This window comes from Pedobacter zeaxanthinifaciens, from assembly GCF_003313335.1.
GTDB classification, from domain to species: domain Bacteria; phylum Bacteroidota; class Bacteroidia; order Sphingobacteriales; family Sphingobacteriaceae; genus Pedobacter; species Pedobacter zeaxanthinifaciens.
Genome location: NZ_QMHP01000007.1, coordinates 148,208 through 163,414, shown reverse-complemented (window position 1 = coordinate 163,414; position 15,207 = coordinate 148,208). Strand labels below are relative to the sequence as shown.

Below are 15,207 nucleotides of genomic sequence, written 5' to 3'. Positions count from 1 at the left end.
ATGAAGAAGATAGTATTATACACTATGATGGCTGGTTCTTTGGTTGCTTCCTCTGGCTGCAAAAAGAATTATTTGGAAACTCAGCCAACCGACAAAGTTGACAATGCCGCAATTTTCTCTACTACTGCTAATGCAAGTGTCGCGTTGAATGGTATTTATAGATATATGTTCGAAAGGACCACTACAACAAGTAGTAACGCTCAGGGAAAGCCGGGCGTAGCTGGTATTTTGTTGGGTATTGATCACATGGGAGAAGATTTACATCAAGCTAATGCCACTTGGTTTACCTCAACAGGCGAAGCAACCTATGTATCAGCAAGGACAGACACTCACGCAAGTAACTTATATTACTTTCGCACATTTTTTAGAATGATTGGCAATGCCAATTATATCATTGCGAATATTGATAAAGCCGAAGGCACACAGGCTGAGAAAAATAGAATCAAAGCAGAAGCATTAACCTTACGGGCTTATTCTTATTCTTATCTTGTTCAGTTTTATGGAACCAGGTATAATGCAGCGGCTAAACCGAATACACAATTGGCAGTTCCTATGCCTCTTTTGCCAACAGACTCCAGGATGCCTAGAGTAAGCGTTGAAACTATATACGCTCAAATTGTTAAAGATTTGGATGAAGCAATTGCATTAAACGTAACCACCGTGCCAAACAAAACTCACATTAATGTTTGGGTATCTAAAGGATTACGTGCTAGGGTGGCTTTAACGATGCAAGATTATCCTAATGCAATCAAGTTTGCTAAGGAGATTGTTGACGGAAATGCTTATCCGTTGATGAGTCAGGCCGACTACCAAACTGGCTTTAATAATATCGCACTTTCAGAATATATGTGGGGAAGCAATCCTACTACAGAACAGGGTGACACTTTTGGGTCTTATTACGCACAAATTGCGTATAATGCTAACACTACATATCAACGTGGAACACCTAAGAGAATTAATTCGGCTTTGTATAACTTGATTGGGGCAAATGATGTGAGGAAAAAGATGTGGGAACCAGCTCCTACCACAACAAACTTTCCACTTCCAACGACTGCTTTTGTTAGAGTACCGTATATGAGCAGAAAATTCTCAGTAAAAACTGTAGGAGATCCTTCTTTGGGCGATTTCCCATGGATGAGAAGTGCCGAAATGCACTTGGTTTTAGCGGAAGCTTATGCAAGAAGTGGAGGGCAAGACCCTGCGGCGCAAAACGCCTTATTTGCGCTGGTAAGTAAAAGAGACTTAACTGCTACAAAATCAACGAATACTGGCCAAGCATTAATTGATGAAATTATGGTCAATCGTAGAGTAGAGTTATGGGGCGAAGGATTTAGGTATTTAGATTTAAAAAGGCTAAACTTGCCTTTAGATCGTACTGCGGTACCAAACTATACGGCAACTTCAGTAAATAACGTAATGCAGATTCCGGCAGGGGACAATAGATTTTTATTTTTGATACCGAGAGATGAAATTAATGCAAACCCGAATATTGGCCCGCAAAATCCATAATTAGGAATAGGTCAATAACGAATCCCAGGGGTTAAATACTTCTGGGATTTTTTTTGCCACAAGTTTTCAGGCTTAATAATCCCCCCTTACTTCCCATCCACGCTATACTTTCCTGGGCCTACGAAAATTAAGCTAAAGAAAACAATGCCCAACTCAATCGCATGAGAGGCGCCCATGATACCTTCGCCTTTATTGATGTGCACAAGTGCTGCAATAATCATGGTAAAAGTAAGCAACATGTTAACTGGGCGAAAAAATAGGCCTAGCAGCAAAAGAAATCCGCCTAATCCTTCAGCAATGGCAGCCATAAAGCCCCAAAATGTAGGCAAGAAACTAATGCCAATTACCTTCATGCTTCCGCCCAAGCCCGCCCAGTTTTCTGGTCCGCCCATAATTTTTGGAAGTCCATGAAACATCATCATGGCACCTACGCCAACTCTTAAAATCAATAAGCCAGTATTCCTGTATTTGCCTAAGTTATCTAGGATTGCCATATACTAAATGTAGTTAAGTGTTACTTTTTTTCCTTCAACAATTAAAGATACGGATTTACCTAAAACCATTGCTCTATTATCGGCTATGTGTCCCGATGGAAAACCGAAGCAAACCGGATAATCATATCCTTTTACCTGCTCCCAAATTACCTCTTCTGGCGTTTGGCCAAAATAAATGCTCTCTTCACCCAATTCATTAAATGCACCAACCACCAAGCCTTTAAGATTAGCCAACTTGCCTTTGCGCTTCAACGTTCTCATCATTCTATCAATGGAATATTCATGCTCTCCCACATCTTCAATGAACAAAATCTTGCCGTCAAAATCCATTTCCGATACCGAACCCTCAACAGCCAACAACAAGGTTAAGTTACCACCCACCAATACACCTTCAACAGCGCCATCCCTTCCGCTAACTTCGCTTTCATAACTGTAAGTATCATTCTCGCCAAAAAGTGCTTTTCTCAAGCTCTCCAAAGCTTCAGGCGTACTTTCTTCAAAAGTGTAAGGCATTTGCCCATGAATACTTTGAGTATTTAATTTAGCGAAAGCATGAGATAATAAAATAGTAATATCGCTAAAGCCAATCAGCCATTTCGGATTGGCGTTAAACGCTGTAAAATCTAGCTCATCAATAATTCGAATGGTGCCATAACCACCACGACCGGCGATGATAGCCTTAACAGAAGCGTCATCTAAAAACTGTTGAATATCCTTTGCTCGTAGTTCGTCTGATCCAGAAAACTGATGGTGAGATGCGCTAACTGTTTCGCCCAAAACCACTTCAAGTCCCCAGCTTTCTAAAATCTCAATTCCTTTATCAATGGGGTTTGGCAGTTTCTTTGCCGGACAAACAATCGCTATTTTATCTCCCTTTTTTAAATATGGTGGCTGCTTAATCATTTTGAAAACACTTATCTTTGCCAAAATAAATAAATAGTTTTGGATAATAGTAAATTTAAAAGATATACCGTAACGGCTGCTTTGCCTTACACCAATGGTCCGGTGCATATTGGTCACCTAGCGGGTGTGTATTTACCTGCTGATACTTATGTACGTTATCTACGATCAAACAAAAAGGAAGTTAAATTCATTTGCGGATCTGATGAAAACGGGGTGCCAATCACTTTAAAAGCTAAGAAAGAAGGGATTACCCCACAGCAAGTGGTGGATAAATACCACAAAATCATTGGCGATTCTTTTAGAGACTTTGGGGTTTCATTTGATATTTACCACCGTACATCATCGTTAACACATCACCAAACTGCCGAAGATTTTTTTGAGAAATTGTATAAAGATGGTGTTTTTACCGAAGAGGTGACCGAGCAATATTACGACGAAAAAGCACAAACTTTTTTGGCAGATAGGTACATCACCGGTACTTGCCCTAAATGCGGTAACGAAAATGCCTACGGCGACCAGTGCGAAAGCTGCGGCAGTACTTTAAATGCTACCGATTTGATCAATCCTAAATCAACCCTTTCTGGTGAGCCTCCGGTGATGCGTGAAACTAAAAACTGGTTTTTGCCGCTGGATAAATATGAAGATAAATTAAGGGCTTATATTGAAAGTCATAAAGAATGGCGACCAAACGTTTACGGGCAATGCCAAAGTTGGCTAAATGCTGGTTTACAGCCAAGGGCTATGACTAGAGATTTGGATTGGGGTGTTAAAGTTCCAGTGAAGGGAGCAGATGGCAAAGTGCTTTACGTTTGGTTTGATGCACCAATAGGTTATATTTCGGCAACGAAAGAGCTGGCCAACTACGCCAAATTAGATGTGTGGAATCCGAAGGCGGAAGAATACTACATCAGTCAAAATAAGGTAAGCAAGTTTGAATACGAAGAGTATTGGAAAGATGAAGAGGCTAAATTGGTTCACTTCATCGGAAAAGACAACATTGTATTCCATTGCATTATTTTCCCGGCAATGTTAATGGCGCATGGCGATTTTATCCTGGCCGATAACGTACCAGCCAATGAATTCCTGAATTTGGAGGGGCAAAAAATATCTACCTCTAAAAACTGGGCAGTATGGTTAAACGAATACCTAGAGGATTTTAAAGACAAGCAAGATGTATTGCGCTACGTGTTGACTTCAACAGCACCAGAAACTAAGGACAATGATTTTACTTGGAAAGATTTTCAGGCTAGGAATAACAACGAGCTGGTAGCCATATTAGGCAACTTTGTAAATAGGGTTACTGTGCTTACCCACAAATATTTTGATGGTAAGGTGCCAACTTGTATGGAACTTACCGATGTAGATAAAGCCGTAATTGAGGAACTTAAGGCCTACCCGGCAAAAATAAGCGCATCTATAGAAAACTATCGTTTTAGGGAGGCCTTGGCCGAAGTAATGAACGTAGCCCGCTTAGGCAACAAATATTTAGCGGATACTGAACCTTGGAAGCTCATTAAAACGGATGAAGACAGGGTGAGAACTATTTTACACCTTGCGCTACAAATTGCTGCAAACTTGGAAATTTTGATTGAGCCATTTTTACCATTTACTGCAGATAAGCTACAACAAATGCTGAATTATGGCGGCCATACCTGGGAAGATGCTGGTGGTATTAACCTATTAAAACGTGGTCACGAGTTGAATGAACCAGTGTTGTTGTTTGCTAAAATTGAAGATGCGGAAGTGCAAGCACAAATTGATAAGCTGAACAATAGTAAAGCCTTAAACGAAGCCGCAAATGCTAAAGTGGCGCCGGCGAAAGATAACGTAACTTTTGAGCAGTTTGGTGCCATGGATATCCGCGTAGCTACAATTATTGCTGCCGAAAAAGTGGAGAAAACCAAAAAGCTGTTAAAGCTTACTTTGGATACAGGGTTGGATCAACGTACGGTAGTTTCTGGAATTGCGGAATACTACAAGCCAGAAGAAATTATTGGGCAGCAAGTAAGTTTGTTGGCTAACTTGGCACCTAGGGAAATTAAAGGGATTGTTTCGCAGGGAATGATTTTAATGGCAGAGGATGCGCTAGGGAATTTAAGTTTTGTAAGTCCTACGCAGGCCAGTACCAATGGAGGTGTAGTGAGGTAAAAGAAGTGCTGTAATTATAGGAACAGCCCATTGCTAATGCGATGGGCTGTTTTTTTAATACCCCTCTCTGCCCGTTGGGCATCTCTCCCAGAGGGAGAGAAACAAAGGAGCTAATTCTCTCCCTTTGGGAGAGATGGCGTAGCCAGAGAGGGTTCTTTACGCTCGTATTGGCAAGTCTTTCACTAATTACACTTAAAAGTATTATATTGGCAGGATATGGAATTAAACAATCACTTGCGAGATTTCAGTCGTGCCAGTTTACAGTTTTTTAAAAACTTGGGCATGTCGGCTAATGCGGCCGAAGTGGTTAATGCACTAGTGTTGCTGATCCTGGCTATTGGTGTTACCTATATCATCTATTACATCGTTAGGCGCATCTTAAGGTTGCTTATGCTGCAAACCATCCGTAAAACGGATATCCAATTTTTTAAATTCCTATTAGAGCATAAAGCACCTCATTATTTATCGCTAATAGCGCCTTTGATCGTGCTTTACATCACCATTCCCATTGTTTTTCACGACTATCCCCAAATCCATAAGCTGTTATTAGGGCTTTGCGATATTTATTTGGTATTGGTGGTGATTTGGGTGTTAATGGCCATCATCAAAGCCGGTGGCGATTTGCTTAAAGAGAAGCCCGGTTTTAAGGGCAAGCCCATCGATAGTTATCTACAGGTCATCCGCATTTTACTGTACCTATTTGGTACGGTAGTACTGTTTTCTAACCTAACCGGAAAATCGCCGGTAGCTTTTTTTACGGCAATGGGTGCCATATCAGCAGTGCTGTTGTTAATGTTTAAAGATACCATTATGGGCTTTGTGGCCAGCATACAGGTAACTACCAACGATATTGTGCGTATTGGCGATTGGATTACCATGCCCAAGTATGGTGCCGATGGCGATATTTTAGAAATTAACCTCACCACGGTTAAGGTGCAAAACTTTGATAAAACGATAACCACTATTCCTACTTATTCGCTCATTTCCGACTCGTTCCAAAACTGGCGTGGAATGAGGCAGTCTGGCGGACGAAGAATCAAAAGGGCAATCAACATTAAGCAGTCAAGCATTCGTTTCTTAAAAGACGAGGAATTGCCACAATTTGAGCAAATCCAACTCATTAGCTCCTACATACAGCACAGGCAAAAGGATATCGAAAAACATAACCAGCGCACCAATGCGGATAAAAGCCTGCTCATTAATGGCCGAAACCTTACCAACGCAGGTTTGTTTCGCAAGTACATTGATAGCTACATCTCCAGCCACTCTGGTACCAATAAACACATGAACATTATGGTGAGGCAACTGGCTCCAACAGCACAGGGTTTACCCATTGAGGTTTACGTTTTTGCCAATACTATTGTTTGGGCAGAGTATGAGCATATTATGGCTGATATTTTTGATCACTTGATTGCCGCCGCACCGTACTTTGGTCTGCAAATTTACGAAGCCGAAGGTGTGGGCGATTTGAAAAGTGTGCAAATGCGAAACATCACCAGTTAGTGATCCTTTTTAAAGGTAGATAATCTGCTGGGAAAGTCTTCATCAGCGGCAATATGAACTACCGCAGGTTTTGCTTTCCAAATAAGCTTAACACCTAAAAAGCCAAAGGCGCATGCCAATACAGCCACTAAAAATAAAACAATGAGCTGGGTGATCACCACTCCTGCAGGAAAGCCGCTATTTTGGCTTGAGAATATGTTGATGATACCAACCACACGCATTATTAATCCAATTAGCGATACAGTTAAAGCCAACGATAATAGGAGCAGTAATACACCAAATATTTTTCTCATATCTTAAATATACATTATTTACGTTTTTAAGGAAACATAAATTATATTTGCGCCTACAAGCGGGCCCGGTAGTTCAACGGATAGAATAGGTGTTTCCTAAACACTAGATAGCAGTTCGATTCTGCTCTGGGCTACTTTAAAAAGCATCAGACATTTTATGACTGATGCTTTTTTGTTTTTGGGGCTATGAATAGAGTTTTCAACGAGCTAATTTATGGCTTTCAGGAGGCACTTAATTTTAAACTAAACAGAAGACGTCTCCAAAAATTTATTGCAGGAAAAGCCATAAATTAGCTGCTAGTCTATAGGGTAATAAACTGGTGCGAGCTATTTCAGTCTGGATAATAAGATCTTATATAGGTTTAAGTCGCCCTACGGAAGACTTAAACCAGATTGGGGTTTCGAAATAGCTTTTCGTGTTAGCCACATTAAAATTCCACTAAGAGATTTACTCATAGGAGATTTAAAAAATAGCAAAAAACAGGCAATGTTATACCCCGAATAGTTATAAAGTCACTTTTGAACTAAGAGTAATCAAGATTGAACTCAATTAGACTAACCTTTTAAGATGCGTCTCCAACATTTTTATCATTTCTTTTAGCGCTAGCTAAGATCCTATTCTTGTCTTTTATTATAGATTCTTTTATCTTAGAGGAAAAAATAGTTGTCATATCTTCTGGTATACCCAAAAGCTTTAATTCTTCTTTCTCTTGAACTTCTAGATATTCGGCAAATTTTTCTGTTCTTTCCATTCGAACTAACATTCTTTCATATATTTTTTTTGAATTTCTCAGTTTTAACTCTTCATTCGCGGAGTTAATCAGATAATTACATAATTCTTCATCAAATACCCCACAGTCAAGGCTTATAAGGTCTATATATGAGAAATCAAAAGCGAGAAATTCATAAATGTAATTTCCGAAAGCCGTAATCTTGATTTGATCTACCTTTTCAGTAAGTTCTTCTAGGCGATTACTAGATTCTATAAGTCCTTTTGACAGGAATGTATTTAGATGTTGCTCACAATCTTCTTTTAATGAATATAAGTCTTCAAATTCTTGAATAAAATACTGAACATCTATAAAGCCTGTGGAAGATTCGGATCCAAGTTTATTATGTAGCTGATGCAGAATTCTTAATCCTGTAAAATGGGAGCTATTGATATCACTCCTTAATTGCATAATATTAGGTATTCTACTCAATTTCTCATCGTAGAATACCCTATCAGGTATCATCATAGGTTTAATTACCTGATGTGTTTGAAAAGTCCACTTCAAGTTTTCTGCTGCCTCATCAATATTAGTGTACCCCGAAGTCAAAAATCCTTTAAAGAATTCCAACGCTTGTCTAACATCTCCATGAGTAGCATACCTTAAAAAGTAACTTAGATGAGTGCCTTTGTTTTTAATTTGGTTTAAGCATATTTGAAAGAAGTTTTTTAATGTGATTAATGCTCTATCAGTATTAATCGCAAACTCTCCATCTACATCTGCTGTATAAGTTAATTGGTCAATTATATAGTGTATTCTTCTTATGATCACCTCGGGAATTACAGGTGCACTCAAGTGAAAACCGGGGGTGTGATAAGCATCTAGAACTCCTTTTGATTTAGCATGAAAAAATCTTTCTTCTCTCATAGAAATTATAACTAGACAGCTCAGTTTTTTAGCTATTTCTACAGCGGTTAAATAACATACGTCTTGAAGACTTGGCGACAATTGGTCCATGTTGTCTAAAAAAACTATTAAGCCCTTATTCTTCTTTTTCCAATAAGTACTTACTTTTTCCGCAAAAACTTTTTTATCGGCGAGTTTCTCTTTAATAAATTCTCTTAGAAGATTTTGGTAATCAACACTAGTATCACTTAGACCAGATAAAATTTGTCTTTCATAAACTTCAAACTCTTTGCTAAAAAGTGACAAGATTTCGTTTCTATCAGATTTATATAGTTCATCTGTATCTATTTTATCAAGAACGATACTCCAGATTTCTGACGTGAGTGTTTCTTCTGTTTGAGATGAGGTCAGTAAATCAACTAGGGCTATTTTTGAATAGTCCATTATCTCTTTCGGACGAACGTGGAAAAGTAATCGTTTTAAGAAGGTAGATTTTCCTGAACCCCTCCCTCCAAACAAAATCATTACATTGTCTAAATTTTGTTGCTTAATGGTTTTTATGATTTCAAGACCAAATGCACCAGCATTCTTATCATCACTAAAATCACGAAAGCCATGACTTTTAAAATATGGTGTCAAAGAATCATATAAAAAGCCTTGAATATTTTTTTGGAGTTGATCATAGTGCCCTTTATTAACAACATAACATTGTTCCATAAATTGAGTATCACTATCGGGTATTGCGCCTAAGTATCTTCTGGATATTGCAGAGAAAGAGGCTGCATATTTATTGCTATTTACGTGTGTGTTATAAGCGGTGATATTCTCTTTGGCAAAAAATATTTCAGAGTATATTTTTCTGGAAACTCCTATTTCGGCATGCAAGGACTGATTTTTTGTTACACTAGTATAACCTAATAAGTTTATAGCATCAGTATAATTCTTGATAAAGAAATCAAGGTCTCTTATAACGTAAGCAGGAAGTTTTTTCCATGGCGTCTGATTTGTTGAAGCAATCTTAAAAATTATCCATGTCTTTCCGTTACAAATCGCCCCATAACTGCACATTAGATCTTCACAATATTCTTTAACTTGAAAGACAGCCTCTTTTATCGATTTTACAGTTATCAGTTTTTCTAAAGAAATCTTTTGAAAAGTGTTCTTGATATTAATATTTGTTGGTAATGAGAAATATGCCTCTTTTCTTTTCGACTCGATAATTAAAAATGGCTTTTGATTTTCTCCGTGTAGAACGTAATCAGCCCTGTTACCGTCAACATGTAGCTCAACTTTCATTGAGTTTTTTGGCCACTTTAGATATTTTTCTAAGATTTCATCTATTATCTTAAATCTAACCTCTGCTTCATTAAGTGAATTGCCAGAGTAGGTGTTTTTTAGGTTTTGCGCTAATTCAATTTCCATATTAAAAAAATTATAATGCAATATAAGTATTACAAAGTTTAAAAATATACTAGACGTAACTCTTAGAACTCCCTAGAGCCGTCTTAACATCAATAAAATTAAATAAAACTCAATCTAAGGGCGAAATATCGGAAAGCACTCTACTTTCGCTCGCTCTAATCACCCCCAACAAACAAACCCACCCTGCCAAACGTTAACCCTTAAACACAACCTCATGGCAAAGAAAAAAGAAAAAGACCCTTGTTGGAGCGGTTACGAGCAAGCGGGTACGAAGAAGAAAGATGGCAAAACGGTTCCCAATTGCATCAAGTCTGATACTAAATCAAAGAAATAAAACGGCCCTGTAGGCATCAGGAATACTTATTTAAGCCGACGTTGCGGTCTTTTAACCCTTCGTTGCGCTTCCAGACTGCGCCGTTGGCATCCAGAAGCGCAAATTTCCGCTTCTGGACTGCAAATTTCTGCTTCCTAAGCGCTCCGTTCTGCTTATTAAGCGCTCGCTTCCGCTTCCGAAGCGCAACGGAGCATTAAATTAACCCGTCGTTGCGTTGCACTAAAGGTAACGAGCATTAAACTAATTCGTGGTTGCGTTAAAGTAACTCGTTATCGCATTAACTTAACCCGCCGGAGGATAAAAATAATGGTCTGCCGGATCAAGTTAATCCAACAGACCATCAGCAATAAGTGGTAGCAGTTAATTTTATTGTCCTTTGGGAGCTGAATCAGCTTTGCGCTGAAAAAATTGTTTCAGTTCCTTCAGTTTGTTTTCATAGCGCTCGCCTCCGGCACCGGCCATGTAGTTGGTATAGCCATAGTCCATTAAAGCGGCGTTGTAATTGTCGTAATCATGCAAAATTTTAGCACCTTTTAGCTTGGTAACCAAAGCCTCAAGCCTTAAAATAAAGTTTTCCATTAATAAACGACTATTGTAGTCCCTATCAAATTCTTCCCATTCCACTTGAGAAGTTTGCAGGTCTGGTTGGTTATTGTGAAAGTCAAAAACCTTGTTTACAAAGAGCTTATTTTGTTCGTTAATGCGGCCGTATTTTTGTCTATCGGCGGCTTGTAGGTTAATACTTACTGCGGTTAAGGCAGTTTCTAGTTGGCTTAATGCCGTTTTTGCCGCGGTTGCTTCGTCGGCAGATAAGTGAGTGTTGTTTAAATTGGAAAGAGCCATAGGTATATGGTTTAGTAGCGGTTAATAGATTGATACCGCTTATTGCTTCATAAATTTACACCGATTAATTTGTAGGACAAACACACCCGGGTTGCTTTCGTATAGCTATTGAGAATAAAAGCAGCTGAAGGGAGGCCTTGCGCTTTCATGAAAAATAAAAGCTGCCTCAAATAGTTTTCCCTTTACATCAATTAGCCCGTAATAGGGAGTAGGGAAGGCGCTAACCTCCACCAAGTAATGATTTATAAAGAAGTGTTGTGATTTGAGACAGCTGTTTTTAACCTACGATGTGGGCTTTTTAGTAAACGCCACCACCCACGCCTGATCCAAATGGAATACGAATGCCCAACTGTAATACCGTTGAACCCGGTGCAGGGTTGTTATTTGCGGTGTAACCATCACGACTGTTGTACGTGGTTGTGCCGGCAGCTAAACCTATGCCAGCTTCTGCAAAAAGGTAGGGGTTGCCAATGCGGTACTGCAAACCAATGTTCAAGTTCAGCACAAAGCCATTTAAGCTTTCATCAGCTACATCAATACTGGTTCCGCTAGGCAAATTACCGTTGAACTTATACTTGTTTTTGCCCATTTGGTAAGTAGCACCTAAAGGGAAGTACAAACTAAAATCAGACTCGTAAGTACCAATAAGGTGCAGGTTGGTAAGTAAGCTAAGCCCCATAAACGAACTGGTGCGCTCAAAGGTGAACTCATCCTCGGTATAGGTGCTTTTAATAGGGGTGCTGTACGAAAAACCGAGGCCTATGCCATATTTTTCGCGGATGTAAAAGTTGCCACGCAAATGTACGCCTGGAGCAGCTTTTTTAATGTCACCAGCATAGTTGGTGTAGGTTGCGCCAGCTCCAATATTGAATTGGGCGTTAGCAAAAAAACAGAACGCGGACAAGAACGCGAGAGTTAAATAGATTTTTTTCATTAAAAGTTTATTTAGATGTTACTAAAGTAAACAAAAAGTAATGAAGTTGTTGTTTTGCGAAACAAAATGTAATTGATGGTAATTAAATGGCTTTTTGCCTTTGCTTTAGCCAAATAACTCTTTTAAAAAAGGTCTTCTGTTTTCGTACTTAATAATTAATGGCGTTAACAATAGGGGTACTATTACCGCTACCAGAAAGGCATCCCAGCCAAAATAGCCTAGCGTTTTAAAAAGCAGGGAGTACAAGAAGAAAACAATCATGTGCGTGAAATAAAGTACGGTACTGCTTTTTCTGTAAAAGGCATTACGGGTTACCCGCTTTAATTGGAGGTTAAAGGTGAGCAAAAACAGGGCTATAGGAAACAAGCCAAAAAATAGAGGCGATACAATTTTTACTTGGTGGTACTGGAAGTATAGCGCAATGCCTACCAAGGTAATAATGGCTAGTGGACTTAGCCTAAACCTGTTGGTAGCAATTAAACCGCCAATCATTAAGTAAAACATGCCGGTAAATAGGCGGCCAGTTAAAAACAAATATTTTACAGCTTTGCCAATGCTTAACAGCACCTCATTATGGCTTTCCTGTTTTACCAATTCATTAAAAATGGTGGCTACCACAAAAAACAAAATCGATATCAGAAAAATCGTATTGCGTTTAAAATCCAACAAAATAAGTAGGTAGATAAATGCTAGGGAATAAGTCATGGAAAGCAAAAACCACAATGGCCACGAGTAATAGTTTTCGCCAAAAAACAAGGTGCCCCTAATGAATAGGATAATGTCTTTGCGGAAAATGATATCGTCTGTAGCGTAGTTCCACAAAGTGATGGGGATAAAGATGACGGTCCAATAAAGGTACATTTTGCCTATGCGCTTAATGTAGGGCCAAATTACAGCCAACTTTTGCGCTTTATTAGGTTTTTCCGCTACCTTTTGAAACAGGAAAAAGCCTGCAGCCATAAAAAAATAGGGCACCACCAATAACAGGAGGTTTCTCCAAATGTAAAGGAAAGTAGGATGGTGTATGTCTTTAAAAGGATGGGTATGCCCTGCTACTACCAGCAGTGCTAAAATAAATTTGGTAACATCAATGCCTTTAAATTCTTTTCTTGCTAATGATTGTGTTTTGGTTTCCATGAAAGCGTCTAATTTTTAAGTTAGGCCCTATGGTAACGGCATAAATCCTGAAGCAGGTAGATGATTAAGGTAAATGCATTTTTTTAATAGGTAGCGTTTGGGGTTTGATTTAAGCGTTAAAAGGGCTAATTAATTTTTTGAGAGATTGTTGTTGGATGGGTGGTTCACCAGCACACTTAGCTGCTGTTGTTTGGCTCGCCATCATAGCAAAAGCACGGCTTATAGTAGTTAATTGCGACTATCATATCAGCTATTTGTTAAAGTGGATATATGCGTAACAGCTAAAACTTAACTATTGTTTTCGGGAAATTTTTACAAAAGCTAAGTGGCGGAATTGGGAAAATAAGAGGTTGTTTTGCCTACGTTTTAGCAGGTAAACAACCTCTTGATGCTATTAATTGGTGATCGTAAAATTATCACTATGCATAATGGTTTGCCCGTTGGTTACCACGCTAAGTTTCATGGCGCCAGGGTTCACGTTGGAAGGTACGGCCACTACAATGGTATTTTCCGTTACACTTATTGGAGAAACGTTAACTGTGCCAAACTTAACATAGGTGTTGTACGTACCTGGGAAAAAATTGCTTCCTCTAATGGTAATCAGCGTACCGGCCACACCCGACACTGGAGTGAACGAGCTGAAAACAGGGCCAAGTATTTCAAAATCGCCGGGGATTACCACTTTTTTATTAGGGAAATCTACCGTAAGTTTAACTTTTCCTGCGTTTATCCCGCTAGGTACATATACACGTAAGTTGGTGGATGAAGTGGCGTTTCCGTACGAACTAGATGCACCAAAAGATACAGTGTAGCCACTGCCTTGGATAAAGTTACCGCTAATGTTAATTTCTTTGCCTGGGCCACCGCTAGATGGTGAGAAACCTGTAGCGGTGTATGCTAAAACTTTAACCTTATCCGCCGCTTGCACTTCATGAGGGCCAAGTCGTAAATAAAGCGTGTATTCTCCTTCGGCAAGCGTACTTTGTGTATTTAAGCCATAGGTGTTATTGCTTTGTAAATAAACAATTTGATAATCGCCATTACCCAGCTTCACCATAGGTCTGCCGCTACTGGCATCAGATTGTGATGGAAAATTAGCGCCAGCAATATATAGGGTTTGGCCAGGATAAATGCCACTACTCGGACTAATCGAAGTAATTTGCGGGGCAATAACGGTAAACTCGCCCGGCAATGCCTGTTTTTGTCCGTTAATGGCAAAATAAACCTGCGACCTCGCACCTACGGTAAACGGAACGGTAACTTGGCTACTGTAGTAAGCGGTTGTTAAAACATCTCCAAAATAAATGGAAAGTGGTGTTGAGCTATAGTAGCCATTGGGTAAATTATCGCCGATTAAGCTAACTATAGTGCCTACCGGACCAGTTTTAGGGGTGTAATCCTTTACATTGGCCAACATGGTAAAATAAGTGGAATTTACAGCCGCCGAACCACTAATTGATATCGTAATCGGCACGTTTTGACCATGACCAGCATTTACACCACTTGGCACCTCTACCGCAATTTCGCTATCAGCAGCCGAAATTACCTTGGCTTTTACATTGCCAAAATTAACTGTTACGTTGTTTGCCGTTGGATTGTGGTACTTGCCATAAAATTTCACAATATCGCCAGATTTTCCTGATGAAGAAGAGATACCGCTTGTGGTTGGTTGAGGTAACTGTGCAGATATGGCAGCGCCAAAAACAGTCCCATTTTCATCTGTAATATAAGCACGGGCCCAAATCGTATTGGAATAGCTAGGGTTGGTAACAATCAAATTAGTAAGGGTTTTACTAAACTGCCCTTTACTTGGACTACCACCCATAGATACCTTAGTGCCTACGCTTTCGCTGGGTAGGCCATTGGTGGTACTGTAAATAAATCCGTAATCTTTAGTGTTTTGGTTCCCCGTGTTAAGTACATTGCCAATAAAAGTAATGCTGCTAAGTGAGTTAACTTTAATGGATAAGCTTTGAATTTCAGGTGGTGCAAACTTTTCCTTTTTACAGGAACTAAATGTTAGTGCCATTACCAAATAAATGGCACTAAAAAGAGCTAATTTTTTCATAAC

11 protein-coding genes and 1 tRNA gene are annotated in these 15,207 nt (G+C 39.3%); 4 read left to right on the top strand and 8 right to left on the bottom strand.

Features of this window, described 5'->3' with window-relative positions:
- Entirely contained in the window at positions 1–1,509 is a 1,509-nt protein-coding gene (locus tag DUT68_RS12715) for a RagB/SusD family nutrient uptake outer membrane protein (protein ID WP_113638583.1), read from the top strand.
- Positions 1,510–1,595: 86 nt separating this feature from the next.
- Here DUT68_RS12715 and DUT68_RS12710 read toward each other — a convergent pair whose 3' ends face one another.
- A complete protein-coding gene (locus tag DUT68_RS12710) occupies positions 1,596–2,003 on the bottom strand; it encodes a DoxX family protein (protein WP_113638582.1) in 408 nt (135 codons plus the stop codon).
- A 3-nt stretch (positions 2,004–2,006) separates the two neighbouring features.
- Positions 2,007–2,906: a S66 peptidase family protein gene (locus DUT68_RS12705; protein ID WP_113638581.1), complete on the bottom strand. Its 900-nt coding sequence runs from the start codon at positions 2,904–2,906 to the stop codon at positions 2,007–2,009.
- A 39-nt stretch (positions 2,907–2,945) separates the two neighbouring features.
- Between DUT68_RS12705 and metG the strand changes: the two genes are divergently transcribed.
- Positions 2,946–5,054, top strand: coding sequence for a methionine--tRNA ligase (gene metG, locus DUT68_RS12700; RefSeq protein ID WP_198659594.1), 2,109 nt, complete (start codon positions 2,946–2,948; stop codon positions 5,052–5,054).
- A 216-nt stretch (positions 5,055–5,270) separates the two neighbouring features.
- Positions 5,271–6,557, top strand: coding sequence for a mechanosensitive ion channel family protein (locus DUT68_RS12695; protein WP_113638579.1), 1,287 nt, complete (start codon positions 5,271–5,273; stop codon positions 6,555–6,557).
- Here DUT68_RS12695 and DUT68_RS12690 read toward each other — a convergent pair.
- Positions 6,554–6,850 (bottom strand): hypothetical protein, encoded by a 297-nt coding sequence (locus DUT68_RS12690; protein ID WP_113638578.1) that lies wholly within the window; start codon positions 6,848–6,850, stop codon positions 6,554–6,556. The genes DUT68_RS12695 and DUT68_RS12690 overlap by 4 nt on opposite strands.
- 62 nt (positions 6,851–6,912) lie before the next feature.
- Between DUT68_RS12690 and DUT68_RS12685 the strand changes: the two genes are divergently transcribed.
- Positions 6,913–6,984: transfer RNA gene (locus DUT68_RS12685), tRNA-Arg, on the top strand.
- A gap of 429 nt (positions 6,985–7,413) precedes the next feature.
- Here the strand turns inward: DUT68_RS12685 and DUT68_RS12680 are convergent.
- The 5 genes from DUT68_RS12680 to DUT68_RS12660 all read right to left on the bottom strand — a co-directional run bounded on the left by DUT68_RS12680 (position 7,414) and on the right by DUT68_RS12660 (position 15,204).
- The gene (locus DUT68_RS12680; protein WP_113638577.1) at positions 7,414–9,888 is read right to left on the bottom strand and encodes an AAA family ATPase; all 2,475 of its coding nucleotides are present in this window, start codon (positions 9,886–9,888) and stop codon (positions 7,414–7,416) included.
- Positions 9,889–10,588: 700 nt separating this feature from the next.
- On the bottom strand, positions 10,589–11,065 hold the full coding sequence (locus DUT68_RS12675; RefSeq protein ID WP_113638576.1) for a hypothetical protein: 477 nt from the start codon (positions 11,063–11,065) through the stop codon (positions 10,589–10,591).
- A gap of 298 nt (positions 11,066–11,363) precedes the next feature.
- Positions 11,364–11,999, bottom strand: coding sequence for a hypothetical protein (locus DUT68_RS12670; protein WP_113638575.1), 636 nt, complete (start codon positions 11,997–11,999; stop codon positions 11,364–11,366).
- A gap of 105 nt (positions 12,000–12,104) precedes the next feature.
- Positions 12,105–13,136 carry an acyltransferase family protein gene (locus DUT68_RS12665; RefSeq protein WP_113638574.1) on the bottom strand — a complete coding sequence of 344 codons (1,032 nt, stop codon included), beginning with the start codon at positions 13,134–13,136 and terminating at the stop codon, positions 12,105–12,107.
- Between the two features lie 394 nt (positions 13,137–13,530).
- Complete coding sequence (locus DUT68_RS12660) at positions 13,531–15,204, bottom strand: IPT/TIG domain-containing protein (protein ID WP_113638573.1); 1,674 nt, start codon at positions 15,202–15,204, stop codon at positions 13,531–13,533.
- Positions 15,205–15,207: the final 3 nt, after the last annotated feature.

What these genes read in the sequence shown, in the direction of transcription:
- DUT68_RS12715 (WP_113638583.1), top strand. Translation starts at nt 1, where the DNA reads ATGAAGAAGATAGTATTATACACTATGATGGCTGGTTCTTTGGTTGCT.
- DUT68_RS12710 (WP_113638582.1), bottom strand. Translation starts at nt 2,003, where the DNA reads ATGGCAATCCTAGATAACTTAGGCAAATACAGGAATACTGGCTTATTG.
- DUT68_RS12705 (WP_113638581.1), bottom strand. Translation starts at nt 2,906, where the DNA reads ATGATTAAGCAGCCACCATATTTAAAAAAGGGAGATAAAATAGCGATT.
- DUT68_RS12695 (WP_113638579.1), top strand. Translation starts at nt 5,271, where the DNA reads ATGGAATTAAACAATCACTTGCGAGATTTCAGTCGTGCCAGTTTACAG.
- DUT68_RS12690 (WP_113638578.1), bottom strand. Translation starts at nt 6,850, where the DNA reads ATGAGAAAAATATTTGGTGTATTACTGCTCCTATTATCGTTGGCTTTA.
- DUT68_RS12680 (WP_113638577.1), bottom strand. Translation starts at nt 9,888, where the DNA reads ATGGAAATTGAATTAGCGCAAAACCTAAAAAACACCTACTCTGGCAAT.
- DUT68_RS12675 (WP_113638576.1), bottom strand. Translation starts at nt 11,065, where the DNA reads ATGGCTCTTTCCAATTTAAACAACACTCACTTATCTGCCGACGAAGCA.
- DUT68_RS12670 (WP_113638575.1), bottom strand. Translation starts at nt 11,999, where the DNA reads ATGAAAAAAATCTATTTAACTCTCGCGTTCTTGTCCGCGTTCTGTTTT.
- DUT68_RS12665 (WP_113638574.1), bottom strand. Translation starts at nt 13,136, where the DNA reads ATGGAAACCAAAACACAATCATTAGCAAGAAAAGAATTTAAAGGCATT.
- DUT68_RS12660 (WP_113638573.1), bottom strand. Translation starts at nt 15,204, where the DNA reads ATGAAAAAATTAGCTCTTTTTAGTGCCATTTATTTGGTAATGGCACTA.